The following is a 17762-nucleotide window of genomic DNA, read 5'->3' as shown; positions in this document are numbered from 1 at the left end:
AAAGTACATTGGCACACTATTGAGTTCTCAGACATCGTCACCACACAGCCATACGGCCCGCTTTAAGCGAAACGCAGTACTGCGAGTAAGGAAAATATTTGTTGTCAGGGCCTGTTTTCCTACCGCCTCTCTCCAAGAACCTCTGTTCCTGTGGGGCGCTGTCGGTCGCGCTGACTCATATAAAGTTACATACGGCCTTGAAAAAACACAAATATGCACTTCAAAGAAGGTTTTTATCCCTTCTTGAAGTGCACAAAGACAACCGTTTAACGCCGACATTGGTTGGCGCTCAGCGTGACCCAAACCAGCCCATGAGGCCCGGGCTAAACACGTTGGTCTTTTTAGCCATCCGGGGATACGCGGCAACCCACACAACGTAGATGATTGCCATCCCTGTGAACGTCCACCCCATCGCAACGCTGGGATTGATAAGCCACGCTATGAACAGTATGGCGATTGCTCCCGCTAGCGCAGTTGTGTAAAGCCACGTCGGTTTGTCGGTAATGGCGAAACTTAAAAGTAGTGACGTTGTAGCAAGACACACGATGGTGAACCCCGCTGGATTGCCGGTCCACATCATCGCTACCAGATCGGCCACGAGCGATAGGACCACGGGGATTGCCGTGCACAGCACAGTGGCCTTAGCCCAGGCACCGCGCGGCAGCCCAAAGGCCACTGCATCTTTGAGTGAGCTGCGGATTGAATCAGCAACTAGCGGCAGGACAATCAACGTAACAATGACACCCACGATGCCCACGGCGGCATCCCACAGCTTGCTCACCACGATGGTTATCGCTATTGCGATGGCTACACCGATCGCAGTCCACATCCACGCGCGGACCTGGGGACGCAACACAATTTGGGAGACCGGGGACGCTGAGAACCAGCCCGTCGAAGAATCACCATCGCTGCCTACGATGAGGGAGCTCGCGGTCATGCGCGATGGCTCGACGCGCTTGGCCACGCAGAATATCCACGCTGCCGTTGGCGCGATGAGAGTCCACCACGGAAAGGCGAAGGGCGCGCTAACAAGAATGAGCACAAGCGTCAGGGAAGCATTGATTCGCCGGTGCCCATTCCACACCCGGGTGCTCAACCCAAAGGTCAGATAACGCGTGAAATCAGGCTGCGAAAGGTAAACCATAAGGACCATAAAGAGTGAGTAACCAATGGCCCACCCTTGCCCGCGATCCATTCCCAGCACCGGAAGGACAACAATCCACAAGGCAAAAAAGAAGCTGTTCCAGCTCAGCGCCATATGTCTATAGAGCTTCATCATGCCTCCCCCAATGCCAACACTGCCTGTTCGAGGGATACCTCGCTGGCACGCAAACCCATTTCCTGGGCCATGTCGAAGACGTTGGTGGTGTGGTTGGGGCGGGCGTCGACAAGCGCGCGGTCTGCCACGGCTGAGGTTTCGCGCTCAAGGACCGGAAGCTGCAGGCGCCCCAGCGCGCGATCGAGGGCTTCGGCAGAGCCGGTGAGTTGGACGACGCCCTCAATGAACTCATCGATGGGTCCGGAGATCGGGCTCTCCCCCATCAAAGCCACGGTATCGAGCAAACCGGATAACTCGTTGAGGTGGTGGGTGGAGACAATGATGGTGCGGCCATGCTCCTCGCGTAAGACTTCGTAGAATACTTCCCGCTTGGAAGCGTCGAGGCCGAGATAGGGTTCGTCGAGAAGCATGTACGGCACCCCCGAAGCCACCGCGACAATGAAGCTCGCCGCCGACTTCTGCCCGCGGGAAAGCCCCGAGTAGTTCTTCATCGGGAGCTCGAAACGCTCCACCAATTCCTCGGCGCGCTCCTTGTTCCAGGTGGGCCAGCGCAGGCTGGCTACGGTGAAGACTTTCTTCACGTTCCAGCCTTCGGGCAAGGGGTTGTCGATACCCATAAGCACAACCTTGTTGAGCACCTTTTCATTGTCATAGGGCTTGTCGCCATCGACCTTGATGCCGGAAGCATTCAGCTGTCCGGCAATCTTGCGTAGCAACGTGGTCTTACCAATACCGTTGGGGCCGACGAGGCCATGCGTGAGGCCGTCGCCGAAGGTGAAGTGTGGGGTGGAAATCATGAGTAGAGTCCTCGGCTTTCTGCGACAAGATCAATGAGGTCATGGAGCTGCTGGCGGGTATAGCCCAGGTGCACGGCTTCGTCGATCAGCGGCGCGGCGTACTCGGCTGCAAATTCTTGGCGACGCCGCGCGCGAATCATTTCGGCTGCACCTGAGGTGACAAACATCCCGATGCCCCGGCGCTTTTCGAGGATCCCCAGATCCACGAGAAGAGAAAGGCCTTTACGGGCGGTGGCGGGATTGATGCTATGGAAGGCGGCCAGCTCGTTCGTGGACGGCGCCTGTGCCCCTTCGGTGAGGGTGCCTTCGATAATGGCGTCCTCAATGAGCACAGCTATCTGACGGAAGAGCGGCTGCGCGGAGTTATCCATGCCGACTCCTTAGCTGGTTGGTTACTCATGTAACTAACCATATAACCATCCTTTAGTCCTGGCAAGACTGCATCGAGCCCTGACTTTGACCTGGGAATTCCCTCAAGGTTATCGACGTTTTGTGACTAATGGGGCACACTGGAACACACCGGCCTTAGGCTGGAAGACCTCACAGAAGTGACCTAAGAAAATTATTTAGAAGAAATAGAACGGAATTTAGGAGCCATGCTTGAACGAACACTTGTCTTCGTCGACACGTCATATCTACTCGCCAGTTTCTATAACTCATGGGAAACGGGTGCCCGAGCCCAGCTAGAGATTGATTTACCCGAAGTAGTCAGCTCCCTTGGTTCCATGATTGAGAACCAGGTTGGAAACCGTATTCACCGCCAATACTGGTATGACGGAATCCCGGATACTGGGCCCCACCGCTACCAGCGAGCGTTGCGCGTCTGCGATGGCGTGCAGCTGCGTACCGGCCAACTCATCGAATGGGGCGAGCGCCGCACCCAAAAAGCGGTGGATACCCGCCTTGTCGCCGACATGATCGTCTCCGCTATGAAGGGCCAAGTCACGGACTTTGTTTTGGTCTCCGGCGACGCCGACATGATCCCCGGAGTGCAGGAAGCCGTCAATAACGGCGTGCGCGTGCACCTCTACGGCTTCGGCTGGGATTCAATGTCCTCCGCTCTGCGCCATGCGTGTGATTCCACCACAATCCTTGATCCGCGCGAGGACTTCGCCGATGCAATGGAGCTCGAGGTTCTCGAAGGCCCGCTACCGCCAACCATCCGCGAACCCCAGAATTCCGAGGACGGCAGCGAGGACGTGAGCGATGCCGCTAGCGAGCTCGCTCCGGAATGCGAAGAACCTACCGAGGCACAAGCTGCTTTCCCCTCCGCACCGAAACCCGGGCCGGCCACTCCTTCTGCCGCGGCACAAGATGTGGCGGCCACGGCCGCTCACCCCGAGTCAGCAGCACCCAGCGTCCCCGCCGAGGACGAGGAGCCCTCCCAGCCTGGAACCGCTGCTCAGGAGCCTGCCGACAAAGAGTCGGAAGCAGGCACCGAAGCCTCGAAGCCTGCTCCCAAGCCGGCCGCGCCAAAGCCGTCGATGATGGCACCGCGCCGCAAGCTACGTTCGAAGTACGTTCCGCTCCCTGAAGAAGTGTGGAGCTCCGCCGGGTTCCAGTCTCCCTTTGATGTGGGACAGCAATATGCCTCGTGGTGGTTCGACAACGCTGCGAGCGCTGATCAACGCGACCAGGCTCACCTGCTATCGGGCGGCGGGCTGCCACCGGAAATCGACCGCCCGCTGCTGCAGTTCGCCTGTGAAACGCTGCACGAGTACACGCTCACCGAAACCCAGCGCGTCAACCTGCGCGATGGCTTCCACTCGGGCATCCGCGGCGTGCTCATCAATATCCGCCGGCAAGATAGCTAAAACACCACAGAGACCTTTGAGAGCATAAGGCGCTGAAACTCCCAGGCCGCGCTACGCGGCCCGCTCTCAAAGGTCCCTTTTCTATGCGGTGATGTGGTCCGCGGTGGCTACTGCTTGCCCTCGGTGGTCTCCGATTCGGAACCAACACCAGCTTCGGTGCCAGTCTCAAGCGCTTGGTCGCTAGCGAAGGGGGAACCTTCGATCTCCTTATTCTTGGCCATCTCGGCGCGAATCTCGTCCAAGCGGGACGCGGCGGCCATATCGTGGCCCGCGGCCGAAATCTCCTGAATCCGGCTGCCACCAGCTGCCTGGTGCAGCTCCTGAGCGCCGAGAGCATCGGCGTAGCGCTTCTCAATCTTGGCGCGTACCGAATCCAACGTTGGCGTGGAATCATCGGGCTTGAGCTCGTTCATAGAGTCCAAGGCCTCAGCGTTCTTCTCCTGCATCGCTGCCTGATCAGCCTGGGACAGCAACTGGTCCACCTGCGCGAGCTGCTCCTTAAGGCGGGCCTCCGACTGCTGCTGCTGGGCCTTCGCCTGCTCGGCAGCTTGGGCGGCGGCCTCGTGCTGGGACTTCAGATTGGCCAACTCATTCTCTACGGCGACCAGCTGGCTCGCCACGACCTCTGCCGCTTGGTTGTACTCGGCGGCCTTCTGCGGATCCTCGGAAGCATCCGCCAGCTCCAGCGCCCGGCGGGTCTGGTCTTGGTAGTCCTTCTGGGACTTCACCAGGCGGTTGAGCTGCATTTCCAGCTGGGTTTTGCGTCCAATAATCTCCGCCGCATGTTCGGAAATCTGGCGATGTTGCTCTTTCGCACCTTCCACGGCCTGCTGGATCTGGACCTTGGGGTCAGCGTTCTCGTCGATCTTCTGATCGAAAGAAGCCATCACATACTTCCAGCCTTTGCTAAATGGATTTGCCATCGCACTCACTCCTTAGTGGTTCCTGCAACAGTATTTAATGCAGCTCTTATTAGTGGCCTATATAAAAAGACGCTTTCCTGCGAGTGTAGCGATACTCACAGGAAAGCGCGCGCGGCGGGCGTACTTGGCCCTCCGCACCAAGGAGAAGTCTTCGGGACTATTCCGCCTTCTAGCTCTCCACCTGGGCGCGGACTTCGTCCATGTCGAGGGCCTTAACCTGGCCGATGAGATCCTCCAGGGCTGCCGGCGGCAGGGCGCCAGCCTCACGGAAGACCAGGATGCCATCGCGGAAAACCATCAAGGTAGGGATGGACTGAATCTGCAGCTTCGCAGATAGCTCCTGGTTGGCCTCAGTATCCAGCTTGGCAAACGTGGCATCAGGGTGCTCTTCAGATGCCTTCTCAAAGACCGGGCCGAAGCGCTTGCACGGGCCACACCATTCCGCCCAGGCATCGACGAGCGTGATGCCGTCGGCAGAGATGGTCTCCTGGAACGTGTCCTCAGTAATGTCAATCGTTGCCATGTTGTTCCTATCAGTCTCGGGGATATTTGTCGGTTCTATCAACCCTCAACGGTACACAAGACTCGATTATTCCTTGCGCGTATACCCCAGGGGGGTATATTCTTGGCAGTAGCATTAACCGTTAAGAAGAGAGAAGGATTCATCACCATGAGCACCACAACCTACACCGTTACCGGCATGACCTGTGGCCACTGCGAGCTTTCCGTCAAGGAAGAGATCTCAGAGATCAGTGGCGTAACCGACGTTACTGCCGACCACACCACCGGCGCAGTCACCGTCACCGGGGAGGGTTTTAGCGACGACCAAGTCGCTGCTGCCGTCGCCGAAGCCGGCTACGAGTTGGCCTAGACGCCATGAGCACCAACCTCACCCTCGGCATCACCGGGATGACCTGTACGTCGTGCTCCTCCCGCGTCGAGCGCAAACTCAACAAGCTCGACAACGTTGAAGCCACGGTCAACTTCGCCACGGAGTCTGCCTCCGTGAGTTATGACCCTACAACGACGACGCCCGCCGATCTCATCGACGTCGTCGAAGGCGCGGGCTACGGAGCATTCACCATGGACGGTGAGGGGGAGGAACCAGCAAGCACGGCGGAGGATGCTCGCGAGAGCGAGGCCTCCGACATCCTGCAGCGCACTCTGCTCTCCGCAGCACTCTCGCTACCAGTGATGCTGCTTTCCATGGTCCCGGCCCTGCAGTTTCAGCACTGGCAGTGGGCCTGCTTGATGCTCACGACACTCGTCTACGTCATCGGCGGAGCACCCTTCCACCGCGCTACCTGGGCCAATCTGAAGCATGGCGCTGCCACGATGGACACTCTCATCACACTGGGCACTACCGCCGCTTTCGGTTGGTCGCTCTACGCGCTCTTTTTCGGCGATGCCGGAATGCCCGGTATGACCATGCACATGACGCTACGCTCCAATGACGCGCAGATGGACCACATCTACCTCGAATCCGTCGGCATGGTTATCACCTTCCTGCTGCTTGGACGGTGGTTTGAGCTCAAAGCTAAGGGACGCTCCTCCGAGGCGCTCACCACGCTGCTGACTATGGGGGCTAAAGAAGCCACCGTGCTTCGCGACGGCACCGAAACCCGCATTCCCGCCAGCGAGCTCCACGTAGGCGATGTTTTTGTGGTCCGTCCCGGCGAGAAGATCGCCACCGATGGCGTGGTTCTCAGCGGTCATTCCGCCGTGGATGAATCCCTGCTCACCGGCGAGTCAATGCCGGTTGAGGTTTCACCCGGCAGCACGGTGACGGGCGCTACCATCAACGCCTCTGGGCGCCTTGAGGTGCGCGCCACCCGCGTTGGCTCCGACACCGTTTTGGCCCAGATGGGCGCGCTGGTCACTGCGGCCCAGACCTCGAAGGCCCCTGTACAACGTCTCGCGGACCGCATCGCCGCCGTCTTTGTCCCGATCGTCATCGGCATCGCTCTCCTCGCCCTCGTGGCACACCTGTTGTTCGGTGGTATCGCCCCAGCCTTCGTGGCCGCCGTCTCCGTCCTCATCATCGCGTGTCCGTGCGCCATGGGCTTGGCGACGCCCACCGCAATCCTCGTGGGCACCGGGCGCGGCGCCGAACTGGGAATCCTCATCAAGGGCCCGGAGATTTTGGAATCGACGCGCCAGATCGACACCATCGTTCTGGACAAGACGGGCACCATCACGGAAGGCCAGATGTCGGTGGGAGCAATCCAATCTACGGCAGGGCACACGCAGCAGGACGTTCTTCGTCTCGCCACGGCCGCAGAGCAGGGCTCCGAGCACCCCATCGCACGCGCCATCCGCACGGCTTACGACGGCGAGCTCCCCACAGCCGAAGACTTCCACGAGCTTCCCGGCCAAGGCATCGAGGCAACGATTGAGGGCGCGCACGTGCGAGTCGGCCGGCCGCCTGCGGGCTATGAGGGCACCGGGACCCAGGTCGGCGTCTACGTCGATGACACCCTGGCAGGCACCATCGAGCTGCAGGATCGCATCAAGGAATCCTCCGCCACCGCCATCGCGGCACTGCACAAGCTAGGACTTACACCTCACCTACTCACCGGGGATAACGCCGGCGCGGCGCGTGCAGTGGCGCGAGCCGTTGGCATTGATGATGCCAACGTGACAGCGGAGGTCATGCCGGCAGACAAGGTAGAGGCTATCGCTCGACTGCAGGAGCAGGGGCGGACCGTGGCGATGGTGGGCGATGGCGTCAACGACGCCGCAGCGCTCGCGCAGGCGGACCTCGGAATCGCGATGGGCGCGGGAGCAGACGTGGCCATCGAAGCTTCCGATATCACGGTGATGAACAACGACCTGCGCTCCGTCGCCGAGGCAGTGCGACTCGCGCGCAGCACCCTGCGCATCATCAAGGGCAACCTATTTTGGGCGTTCGCCTATAATATTATTCTTCTTCCTGTGGCAGCATTTGGCCTGCTCAACCCCCTACTGGCGGGGTTGGCAATGGCCCTGAGCTCAGTCTTTGTGGTGACCAATTCTCTGCGGCTGAAAAGCTTTACCCCCGAGGAGTAAGCTTAGCCTGCATGAATCGTCTTGATCATCGCTCTATCTCACGCACGGAAAGGCTCGACCGCCTTCCCGTCACTGGAAAACACAAACGTCTCCTCTTCGGCTCCGGCATCGGCTGGGCGCTCGACGCCATGGACGTGGGCCTCATCTCCTTCATCATGGCCGCTTTGGCCGTGCACTGGGGGATCACACCGACCCAGTCCTCATGGCTGGCGTCCGTGGGCTTCATCGGCATGGCCTTGGGCGCCACCTTCGGCGGCCTCTTGGCCGATAAGTTCGGCCGCCGCCACATTTTTGCTCTGACCCTGCTGGTCTATGGCCTTGCCACGGGCGCTTCTGCCCTGGCAACGGGCCTCACGCTCCTCATCATCCTGCGCTTCTTCATCGGACTTGGCCTCGGCGCTGAGCTGCCGGTGGCCTCCACGCTGATTTCCGAGTTCGCACCGCTCAAGGTGCGCGGGCGCATGGTCGTTCTGCTGGAGGCCTTCTGGGCGGTGGGGTGGATCCTCGCTGCGGTAATTGGAACGTTCGTGGTGGGGGCGTCGGAAAGCGGCTGGCGCTGGGCCCTAGCGCTCGGCATGGTGCCCGCGCTCTACGCTCTCTATGTACGCCTTCACTTGCCTGAATCAGTGCGCTTCCTAGAGTCGAAGGGCCGCCACGAGGAAGCAGAAGAAATCGTCGCTTCCTTTGAGGCCGAGGTAGACGAGGCGGACATTGACCGCACGACCCCGGCACCGACCTACTCCGAGGAAGATGTCACCGCCACCAGCATTTGGTCAAAGTCCTTGCGCGGGCGCACGCTGGCGCTGTGGACCATCTGGTTCTGCGTCAACCTCTCCTACTACGGCGCCTTCATTTGGATTCCGTCACTGCTTGTCGCGGATGGCTTCTCCCTGGTGAAGTCCTTCAGCTTCACGCTGATTATCACTCTCGCCCAGCTACCCGGCTACGCCGCAGCCGGCTGGCTCATCGAGGTCTGGGGCCGCCGCTCGACCCTAGCGATATTCCTCGTGGGTTCCGCCCTGTCGGCCGGGTTCTTTGGTTTCGCTAACACTGAAGCCATGATCATCCTGGCCGGTTGCCTGCTCTCCTTCTTCAACCTTGGCGCGTGGGGTGCGCTGTACGCCATCGGCCCGGAGCTCTACCCCACCGCCCTGCGCGGGCGCGGTACCGGTGCGGCAGCTGGCTTCGGCCGACTCGCATCAATCCTGGCACCGCTCATCGTTCCGCCGCTCATCGCGGTGGCAGGAACGGGCTCGCTCTTCGCGCTGTTCGCAGCAGCCTTCGGCCTCGCAGCTGTAGCAGCACTGACACTGCCAGAGTTCAAGGGCAGGACCCTTGCTCAATAGGGTCGCCCTTGGCGCGTGGATCGCGGTCATGGCCGCGCTCACCACGCTTAAGCCCTTCTATCAGATTGGCTACCTCTGGAAGCCGGAGAACCAGCGAGTTCGTGACCTGCGTTTGGTGCCACTTGATGAGTTCTCCGGAGGCACCTGGTTTGGCCCGCTTTTTGAGTATGCGGGCAATACCGCCTTTTTCATTCCTTTCGGCATGCTCGTCTTCAGCATGTGCCGATCAATCAAGGCAACGGCCGCGTGGGGATTCGCGCTGAGTTTGGCACTGGAAACAGTCCAGTATGCCTTCGCGCTAGGACGCACTGATATTGATGACCTCATCTTCAATACGATCGGCGTGCTCATCGGCGCGGCATTCGCCCGGCTTTGTGGCGAGCGCTTCTTCCCGGTGTGGCGATGGCTGGCGCTCGCCGCGGCTGCGGTCTTCTTGGTCTTGGTCATCCTCGGCCCACGGTTGGGTGACCCCAACGCTGTCGTGGACCTGTAATTTAACCGTGCGCCATGTTGACGAACTTGGAGTAGTGCAGCTGGTGCGCCACCTTCACCGTGTCGATCGGGCCGCCACGGTGCTTGGCCAGGATGATATCCGCCTCACCGGCGCGGGGATCATCGCGGTCTTGTGAGTCTGGGCGGTAGAGCAGCATAACCATATCGGCGTCCTGCTCAAGCGAGCCGGATTCACGCAGATCCGCCAGCTGCGGCTTCTTATCGGTACGGGATTCTGGACCACGGTTCAGCTGCGAAATCGCGATGAGCGGAACTTCCAGCTCCTTGGCCAACAGCTTGAGCTGGCGCGAGAACTCCGAAACCTCTTGCTGGCGGGACTCCACCTTTTTGCCTGAAGACATCAGCTGCATATAGTCCAGCACAATGAGGTCTAGACCGTGCTGCTGCTTGAGGCGGCGGGCCTTGGAGCGAATTTCCATCATGGTGAGGTTCGGGGAATCATCGATGAACAGAGGCGCATCCTGGATGCGGTTGAGGGTGTCATCGATCTTGGCCCAATCCTCCGTGGACACGCGGCCACCGCGCATATCCGACAGCTTCACTTCCGCCTCCGCAGACAACAGGCGCATGACGATCTCTGAGGCAGACATCTCCAGGGAGAAGACCACGGAGGTCTTGTTATGCTGCAGTGATGCCGAGCGCATGAAGTCCATGGCCAGCGTGGACTTACCAACGCCAGGGCGGGCGGCGACGATGATCATCTGGCCGGCACGCAGACCATTGGTCAGGTTATCGAGGTCGATGAAACCGGTGGGCACGCCGGACTCCACGCCGTTTTGTTGCAGGGCGGCGAGTTCATCAATGGTGGGATCGATGAGATCACTCAGCGCACGGTAATCCTCGGTCGTTTTCTTCTGCGCGACAGCGAAAACTTCCTGCTGGGCGCGGTCCAGCACGGACTCAATCTCCATGTCTTCGGAGCCTTGGAAGCCGAGTTGGACGACTCTTGTTCCAGCGTCCACCAGCTTGCGCAGCACCGCCTTCTCCGCGACAATCTCCGCGTAATAGCGGGCGTTGGCAGCGGTTGGCACCGTGGCCAACAGGGTATGCAGGTAGGGCGCACCGCCAACGCGCTCGAGGTTGTTATATCGATCGAGTCGGGCCGCCACAATCACCGCATCAATGTCGGTGCCTGCGGCATAAAGGTCAATCATGGCCTGGTAGATGAGCGTGTGCGCAGGATAGTAAAAATCCTCCGGCTCCAGCTCTTCAATGACCTCCATGACCGTGTTCGGGCTCAGGAGCATAGCACCAAGGACGCCTTGTTCTGCCTCACGGTCCGCGGGCGGCTGACGGAATTCGCCGTAACGCTTAGGCTCCTCCTGCCGGTAGGAGCGGCGGGGTTCCTCCTCTACCGGCTCCGGTGGTGGTGGAACCTGGTCATCATCAAAACTGGCATTAGTCATTGCTCATTAATCCCACCGTTCATTAATCCCACCCTGGCCGTGTGCCTGAAATCCTCACTCTTCTCCGCGCCGGACGGCCAGGCTTCGATGCAGTGCCGAGCGGCAACCGCGCGTTGTACACAACAGTCTAGCTGAGGGTCAAGACACTACCCCTTGGGCATAACTCCCATAGTTATCCACAGAGACCTGTGGAATTCCCAGGTCAGCAAAGACACGGTGTGCAAAGACAGAGGTCAGGGCTGTGGATAACTTTGCAGCGCTGTGACCTGCGATGATTATTTCCACTGGTCAGGATAGGTTTTTCCTAGTGTGAAAATCCGCACAAAACCGGTGGAAAAGTAGGCCCCCCAACTGAATATCGCCCCTACCAGCGGGTTAACACCGTGCGCCGTGAGTAAATTCACCGTTAACTCACCACCGAGTTATCCACAGATAGTGCGAGTTATCCACAGTTTGAGTCTTTCCCCAAATCTCTATCCCCAAAAGCCCACAAAACGGCCTGAGGCCGTGCTTCCTCTCACCACCTCACATAGTGGGAGGAGCACGGCCTCAAGCCTTGCTGTTGTCTTAAGGTCACGTCCTGCGTACCGGCGCCGCGCCTCACACGCGGGCGGACGGAGGGTGACCGTCGTGCGCCTTAGTTCTTAGGCAGCGACGACCGAGAAGTTCACCTTGCCGATAACGTCAGCGTGCAGCTTCAGCTCGACTTGGTAGTTGCCGGTCTTCTTGACCAGGCCCTTGGGAAGCACAACAATGCGCTTGTCCAGCTTCGGGCCGCCAGCGGCGGCAACGGCGTTCACGATGTCCTCTGCGGACACGGAGCCGAAGAGCTTGCCGGACTCGGAGGTCTTCACCGGGACGTTAACGTCCTTGAGCTCCTCCAGCTGGGTACGGATCTCGCGTGCATGGTCCAGGTCGCGGATTGCGCGAGCTTCCTGGGCGCGCTTGATGCCCTCGATCTGCTTCTCAGCACCGCGGGTGGCAACGATAGCCAGGCCGCGCGGAAGCAGGTAGTTACGTCCGTAGCCGTCCTTAACCTCTACAATTTCGCCGGGGGCGCCGAGGTTCTCAACGGCAGCGGTGAGGATCAGCTTCATGATCCCTGCCTTTCAATTGAGTTAAATGAATACTTGCGTGACAGTTTTAGAACGGGGGTTCTGCATCCGCACCACCAAAGCTTCCTGCTTGGGGTGCCGAATTCCACGGATCGTTGCTCGGAGCCGACTGCTGGGACTGCTGCGGGGCAGAGGACTGGGACTGGTTTCCAGAGAAACCACCCTGGTTTCCGGAGAAACCGCCTTGGTTGCCACCGCTGTAGTTAGCACCACCCTGCTGCTGGCCGCCATAGTTGCCGCCGCCGTTGCCGGACTTGCGGTTAACCTGGGCGGTTGCATAACGCAGGGACGGGCCGACCTCATCGACCTCAATCTCAAAAACAGTGCGGTTCTCGCCCTCACGAGTCTGGTAAGAGCGCTGGCGCAAACGGCCATTAACGATAACGCGCATGCCCTTGGTCAGGGTCTCCGCAACGTTTTCTGCGGCTTGGCGCCACACGTTGCAGGTGAGGAACATGGCCTCGCCATCCTCCCACTGGGAAGTCTGCTGATTATAGCGACGCGGGGTGGAGGCAACACGGAAATTCGCTACTGCGGCACCCGCCGGGGTGAAGCGCAGTTCCGGGTCAGCAACGATATTGCCGACAACCGTGATGTTGGTATCTCCCTGAGCCATGTCTTTACTCCTTAATATCGGTTACGTGGATTGCTCGAAACCCAGTATCCGCTATTTGCTGTCGGTGCGCAGAACCTTGGTACGCAGGATGGAGTCGTTCAGGTTCAGACGGCGATCGAACTCGAGAACGGAGTGGGATTCACACTCCAGCTCCACGACTGCGTAGATGCCCTCTTCCTTCTTGTTGATCGGGTATGCAAGACGGCGCTTGCCCCACACGTCAACCTTTTCGACTTTGCCGCCATCCTTGCGGATTGCCTCGAGGAACTTGTCTAGGGACGGGGTTACGGTGCGCTCATCCTGATTAGGATCCAGAATGATCATGACTTCGTAGTGACGCACGGACCTCATCACCTCCTATGGTCTAGTAATTGGTATCGGCCATATCACCTTTGCGGATATGACAGGAGGGTCTGTTGCGTCAAGCAACCCTCACACAGTACCGCACTGACCGGCGGAAAAGGAAATCCCCTATCTCCTCGGCCACATCTAGTGTGTCGCCGCGACAAAGATCGCCGCACCAGCAGGAATCACAGTGAGGAACAAGAGAGCCAGCAGCCCCAGCACAATGGGCCAGGTGCGGTCTTGAGAGCGTTGAAACAGGTAATAGGCGCTCAACACGCAGATAAAACCCAGCGTGATGGAGATGATGCCCAGGATCGTCATAGTCATAGCGCAAAATCCCCCGCCAATGGATCCCTACCGCCGTGCGCCGCACGGACCTTATCTTCCGCTTTGCCCCACATCTGACGGATGATCAGCACACCGATGGCAATGATGAAGCCATCACGAGTAATCACGGCGATATCCAGCATCTCGTGCGGCAGGCCCTTATTCTCAGCCCCAAGCATGTGCCAGGTAAGGATGGGCCAGAGGAGGGCGTCGGCAAGCGCCCAGCTAAAGATGAGGCGCCAACGTGGCAGGGCCAAAAGTGCCGGTACGACGAGCCACAGTGAGTACTGCGGCGACCACACTTTGTTGAAGATCAGGAAGGCTATGATGATGAGATAGATCATCTCAGCTACCCGTGGCGCACGCGGCGTAGTAAGCCCCATAATGGCGATGGCAGCGCAGCACGCTAGGAAGGCCACGAGGGAGAAGGTGTTGAGGAATTCGGCTTCGAAGCCCACGCCCGTCACGCGACTCAACAGCGCATAGATCGTGGTCCACTCCGCACCGCGCTCTTGATTGAGCCTGAAGAACTCGCCCCACGCTTCGGGGTAGGCCAGTGCCACGGGAAGGTTCACCACGAGCCACGTCACAGCGGTTGCCACGATCATCTTGAAGAAAGGTGCCCACCGTTTATGGCGGATGGCCAACACTAAAAACGCACCCAGGATAAACAGGGGCCACAATTTAAAGGCCGTGCCAAGGCCGATGAGGATACCGGCAAGCCAATTCTTGCGCTTCGTCACTGCGAGTAGCGCACCCACCATGAAGGCCACCGACGGAATGTCCCAGTTTGTAAAAGCGTGAATAACCACGAGCGGGCTGGCCGCCATGAGGATGGTGTCCCATGCCCGGTTCCCCGTGAGCTGAAAAACCATCACCACGGTGCCGACCCACACGAGAGACATGATGAACGCGGTCAGTCCGAAGTACCAGCTGACATCTGCCATCCCAAGCCACTCGACGGCCGGATAGGTGGTGCGCGCCAGCCACCCGACGGCTCCCTGGAAGAGGCCGGCCAGTGCTGGGTACTCCATGTAGCGGGTGAGATCGCCCTCAACCCAGGAATAGGCATAGGGGAAGCCCGGCTGATCGAGTCCGCGCCCACCATAGAGAGGGACGATGTCGTTATAGCAAAAGGCCGTGTATTGGCGGTTGCCATCCCAGTTCAGGCTGATGAGGCCATCCTCGCCCCGGCGACTGCCCGCACAGGTTGCCTTACTCAAAAACCCAAACGCCAAAAACGTCCACGCCAGGGTGATAACCACGCGCAAGGGTGTCCACCACCCAGCATAAGCCGAACGAGCAAAGCGCCCCGTCGGCCCACCCAGGGCGTCGACCGCGTTATGGGTCATAGACTCAGATGAGAGAGACACGATCCGCGAAGTAGTGTGATAGCTCACCGGGCGATCAATCTCCTATTGACCAAGTAATTGGTCGAGTCCATCTCCGTTGAGAATGTCATCAAGTGAAGGGACCTCGGGCTCTGCGGGTTCGGCCGGTTGCTCAGGCTGCGCTGGATGGTCTGGGGTCTCACCCTGACCCTCATCGTGGTGCTCGCCGTCTTCGGCTGACGCTTCCTCGTCGCCCTCGTTCTCCGGGCTTGCCGGCGCCTGATTCCACGTGGTGCTCTGGCTCGGGTCATAGACATACCCGGAGCCCCAGCTGCCGACGCCATAGTGAATCGGATACGCCTGCGGGAAGGACTGCTGCTCGACGTTGGCCAGAGAGGTATCCAAGATGGACTTCCAAATCTTCGTCGGCGCGTCCGAGCCGTACATGATTCCGCCCCACTGATTAAAGATTGCGGAGGTGTTATCGGCTGTGCCTACCCACACTGCTGTAGCCAGCTGCGGCGTGGAACCAACCATCCAGGCATCTTTGTTGGTGCCCGAATCACCCAGCTGAGTGGTACCAGTCTTAGACGCCGACGGGCGTCCACCAGCCAATGCACCATTCGACCATGCGGCAATCGGTTGCATCGCAGAAATAACGTTATTAGCCACGTTGGCGGAGACGCGACGCTCACCGCCATCGGTCGGATTCTCGTAGAGGACCTCACCGGCGGCGTTCTCTACCTTTTGCACGAAGTGCGGCTGGTGCCACACGCCCTGGTTAGTCAAGGTGGCCATGGCGGTTGCCATATCGAGCGGGCGGGACTGGTACTGGCCCAGCACGATGCCTTCATACGGCGTTCCACCGTTCTCCGTCAGGGTCTTCTCAATCCCCGGCAGGCTGCGGGCGACGCCCAACGCGTGGGCCATGTCCGCGGTATCCTGCATCTTGTTGTCCAGGTCATCCTGGAGGCGCAGGAAGGACGTGTTATAAGAATTCTTCAGCGCCTCAGCGATGGAACAGCTTCCACAGCCGCCGCCCACGTTGGTCACGGTCTGCGAACCAGGCAGTTGGTAGGGAGCGGAGGAGTAATAGGTATTGAGGTCAATACCCTGTTGGAGGGCCGCGGCCAGCGCCATGATTTTAAAGACCGAGCCGGTCTGCAGCGGGGAGTTGGCGTAGTCCCAACCATTCGAGTCATCGCCGCCAAAGTAACCGCGCACAGCACCCGTTGCTGGGTCGATGGTCACGGCTGCGGCACGGGCGTCCTCCTGCAGCACGGCAAGCTGCTCGTGGGCGGCGTCGGTTGACGCGTTTTGAACGGTCATGTCAATGGTGGTGGTCACCTTGAGGCCACCGGTGGCCAGCTGGTCTTCGGTGATTCCCACGCGTGCCAACTCGCCGGTGACTTGGTTCTTGATGTGCCCATAAGCACCGGGCGCCTCGGTGTAGGCAGAGTACTCACCCGGGTCACGCGTCTCTGGGAAACCCATCTGGGAGCGTTCAGCCGAATCCAGCTCGCCCATCTCGACGAGACCATCCATGACGTAATTCCAACGAGCCTGCGAGCGTTCCTCATCCACCCACGGATCCAACACGGAAGGGGACTGGATGAGGCCGGCGAGCATAGCGCCTTCCTCCACGGTGAGATCCTTAGCGTCCTTGTTGAAGTAAGCGTTGGACGCGGCCTCAATGCCATAAGCATTACGGCCGAAGTAGACCGTGTTGAGGTAGGCGTTGAGGATTTCTTCCTTGGACCACTCGTTGGTCATCTTCACCGAGTAGATGAGCTCACGAATCTTGCGGACGTAGGAGTATTCGTCACCCACCAGCGTGTTCTTCACGTACTGCTGGGTGATCGTGGAACCACCACCGGCAGTGCTATCGCCCGTGAGCTTGCCCAAGACAGCACGGCCCAATCCCGTGAAGGAAAAACCGGAGTTGGTCCAGAACTCGCGGTCCTCGGCGGCCAGCACGGATCCCTCTACATAATCCGGAATATCGTCCAGGGTCACCTGCCGCCGGTTGCCCTCGGGCGGAACCAGCTTGGCCAACTGCGTTTCCCCATCGCCGGCGACGATGGTGGAAATCTGACTCGGCTGCAGCTCCTCGGGCTCAGGGACGTCGTACTGCGTATACGCGTAGCCGAAGAGAAGGGCGGGGATGCCCACTACAACGAATAGAACAGTGAGCACGATCCACGGCCAGCGGCGTTTAGAGCTGGATGAATGTCGTGCGCTGCGCGAGGGGCTCTTCCGACGTTTACCGGCCTTTCGCCCAGAGGTTTCCTTCTCGGTCACTGATCCGTGTCCTCATCAATCCTGTACAGAAACTGTAAATATATGCAGCTTACCGGCGCGAACTGGGAAGCCAAAACTACCCTAGAGCATAGACCGTGGCGGCTCGAAGCAGATGATTCCAGCGGCACGCCGGACACACTTCCACGAAGTGCACGGTGAATTCGATTCCCTCGGCGGCTATCTCCGCGATTTCTGCTTCGCTCCGTGCGCTGCCTGCTCGGCGTTTCAAGGCATCTCCGTACACCCACCGGGTCAGTCGCATGTCCTCACCGCAGACTGGGCACGGCTTGTGCATGTCGACGCCGTGGTGCTTCGCCGCGGCACGAAGGAGAAAATCGGCATCGCATACCTCTTCGCGCCCGAGCTTCCCCGCACGAAGTTCACGCAGATGTTGCGCGCGCTCCCATTCATAGGAGACCTCATTGCGGTAGGCCACGGCTGGCTTTACCTTTGCCGACTCTGCCTTAGACGGAGAATTCACGCCGGACAGTGTAGTGCCGGCGACGCCAACAATCTAGAGCGCCGCTAAACACTTCGTGATAGCAAACCTAATTTTTCAAATAACTAACTACCGAAGCGGGCGATCTCTAGCTACACTTAC

General features: G+C 59.5%; 18 protein-coding genes. 5 read left to right on the top strand and 13 right to left on the bottom strand.

Annotated elements, in window-relative coordinates:
- Positions 1–289 precede the first annotated feature (289 nt).
- Genes HMPREF2896_RS00850 through HMPREF2896_RS00840 form a run of 3 tightly spaced genes read right to left on the bottom strand, consistent with a single transcriptional unit; the run spans position 290 to position 2447 of the window.
- Positions 290–1279 (bottom strand): hypothetical protein, encoded by a 990-nt coding sequence (locus HMPREF2896_RS00850; protein ID WP_246823949.1) that lies wholly within the window; start codon positions 1277–1279, stop codon positions 290–292.
- Positions 1276–2076, bottom strand: a complete 801-nt coding sequence (locus tag HMPREF2896_RS00845) for an ATP-binding cassette domain-containing protein (RefSeq protein WP_070444726.1) — start codon at positions 2074–2076, stop codon at positions 1276–1278. The genes HMPREF2896_RS00850 and HMPREF2896_RS00845 overlap by 4 nt, the downstream gene beginning before the upstream one ends.
- Positions 2073–2447, bottom strand: a complete 375-nt coding sequence (locus HMPREF2896_RS00840) for a GntR family transcriptional regulator (protein ID WP_070444724.1) — start codon at positions 2445–2447, stop codon at positions 2073–2075. Before HMPREF2896_RS00840 ends, HMPREF2896_RS00845 begins: the two co-directional genes overlap by 4 nt.
- 225 nt (positions 2448–2672) lie before the next feature.
- On the opposite strand from HMPREF2896_RS00840, the gene HMPREF2896_RS00835 reads away from it, so the two are divergent.
- Entirely contained in the window at positions 2673–3890 is a 1218-nt protein-coding gene (locus HMPREF2896_RS00835; RefSeq protein WP_070444722.1) for an NYN domain-containing protein, read from the top strand.
- Between the two features lie 107 nt (positions 3891–3997).
- Here the strand turns inward: HMPREF2896_RS00835 and HMPREF2896_RS00830 are convergent, their stop codons facing one another.
- Complete coding sequence (locus HMPREF2896_RS00830; RefSeq protein ID WP_070716939.1) at positions 3998–4813, bottom strand: PspA/IM30 family protein; 816 nt, start codon at positions 4811–4813, stop codon at positions 3998–4000.
- Between the two features lie 169 nt (positions 4814–4982).
- Positions 4983–5336 (bottom strand): thioredoxin, encoded by a 354-nt coding sequence (trxA, locus tag HMPREF2896_RS00825; RefSeq protein WP_070716935.1) that lies wholly within the window; start codon positions 5334–5336, stop codon positions 4983–4985.
- 147 nt (positions 5337–5483) lie between these two features.
- On the opposite strand from trxA, the gene HMPREF2896_RS00820 reads away from it, so the two are divergent.
- The 4 genes from HMPREF2896_RS00820 to HMPREF2896_RS00805 are packed head-to-tail and all read left to right on the top strand — an operon-like array spanning position 5484 to position 9700.
- Entirely contained in the window at positions 5484–5684 is a 201-nt protein-coding gene (locus HMPREF2896_RS00820; protein ID WP_070716931.1) for a heavy-metal-associated domain-containing protein, read from the top strand.
- Positions 5685–5689: 5 nt separating this feature from the next.
- Positions 5690–7861 (top strand): heavy metal translocating P-type ATPase, encoded by a 2172-nt coding sequence (locus HMPREF2896_RS00815; protein WP_070716930.1) that lies wholly within the window; start codon positions 5690–5692, stop codon positions 7859–7861.
- 11 nt (positions 7862–7872) lie between these two features.
- Positions 7873–9207: an MFS transporter gene (locus HMPREF2896_RS00810; protein WP_010187889.1), complete on the top strand. Its 1335-nt coding sequence runs from the start codon at positions 7873–7875 to the stop codon at positions 9205–9207.
- Between the two features lie 28 nt (positions 9208–9235).
- The gene (locus HMPREF2896_RS00805; protein WP_070716925.1) at positions 9236–9700 is read left to right on the top strand and encodes a VanZ family protein; all 465 of its coding nucleotides are present in this window, start codon (positions 9236–9238) and stop codon (positions 9698–9700) included.
- Position 9701: 1 nt separating this feature from the next.
- Here the strand turns inward: HMPREF2896_RS00805 and dnaB are convergent, their stop codons facing one another.
- The 8 genes from dnaB to HMPREF2896_RS00765 all read right to left on the bottom strand — a co-directional run bounded on the left by dnaB (position 9702) and on the right by HMPREF2896_RS00765 (position 17597).
- The gene (gene dnaB / locus HMPREF2896_RS00800; protein WP_010187892.1) at positions 9702–11126 is read right to left on the bottom strand and encodes a replicative DNA helicase; all 1425 of its coding nucleotides are present in this window, start codon (positions 11124–11126) and stop codon (positions 9702–9704) included.
- Positions 11127–11770: 644 nt separating this feature from the next.
- Entirely contained in the window at positions 11771–12223 is a 453-nt protein-coding gene (gene rplI / locus HMPREF2896_RS00795; protein WP_010187895.1) for a 50S ribosomal protein L9, read from the bottom strand.
- A gap of 46 nt (positions 12224–12269) precedes the next feature.
- Positions 12270–12857, bottom strand: a complete 588-nt coding sequence (locus tag HMPREF2896_RS00790; RefSeq protein ID WP_070444711.1) for a single-stranded DNA-binding protein — start codon at positions 12855–12857, stop codon at positions 12270–12272.
- 51 nt (positions 12858–12908) lie between these two features.
- Entirely contained in the window at positions 12909–13199 is a 291-nt protein-coding gene (gene rpsF, locus HMPREF2896_RS00785; RefSeq protein ID WP_210384564.1) for a 30S ribosomal protein S6, read from the bottom strand.
- Positions 13200–13346: 147 nt separating this feature from the next.
- Positions 13347–13529, bottom strand: a complete 183-nt coding sequence (locus tag HMPREF2896_RS00780; RefSeq protein ID WP_070644733.1) for a hypothetical protein — start codon at positions 13527–13529, stop codon at positions 13347–13349.
- The gene (locus HMPREF2896_RS00775) at positions 13526–14881 is read right to left on the bottom strand and encodes a glycosyltransferase family 87 protein (RefSeq protein WP_141754742.1); all 1356 of its coding nucleotides are present in this window, start codon (positions 14879–14881) and stop codon (positions 13526–13528) included. The genes HMPREF2896_RS00780 and HMPREF2896_RS00775 overlap by 4 nt, the downstream gene beginning before the upstream one ends.
- Before the next feature lie 63 nt (positions 14882–14944).
- Entirely contained in the window at positions 14945–17161 is a 2217-nt protein-coding gene (locus HMPREF2896_RS00770) for a transglycosylase domain-containing protein (protein ID WP_070716921.1), read from the bottom strand.
- A 76-nt stretch (positions 17162–17237) separates the two neighbouring features.
- Positions 17238–17597 carry a DUF5318 family protein gene (locus HMPREF2896_RS00765; protein ID WP_070525641.1) on the bottom strand — a complete coding sequence of 120 codons (360 nt, stop codon included), beginning with the start codon at positions 17595–17597 and terminating at the stop codon, positions 17238–17240.
- Positions 17598–17762: the final 165 nt, after the last annotated feature.

It is taken from the genome of Corynebacterium sp. HMSC069E04 (assembly GCF_001813175.1).
Classification (GTDB): domain Bacteria; phylum Actinomycetota; class Actinomycetes; order Mycobacteriales; family Mycobacteriaceae; genus Corynebacterium; species Corynebacterium aurimucosum.
Note: the sequence above shows the minus strand (reverse complement) of the source record. Positions and strands in the feature narration are given on the sequence as shown.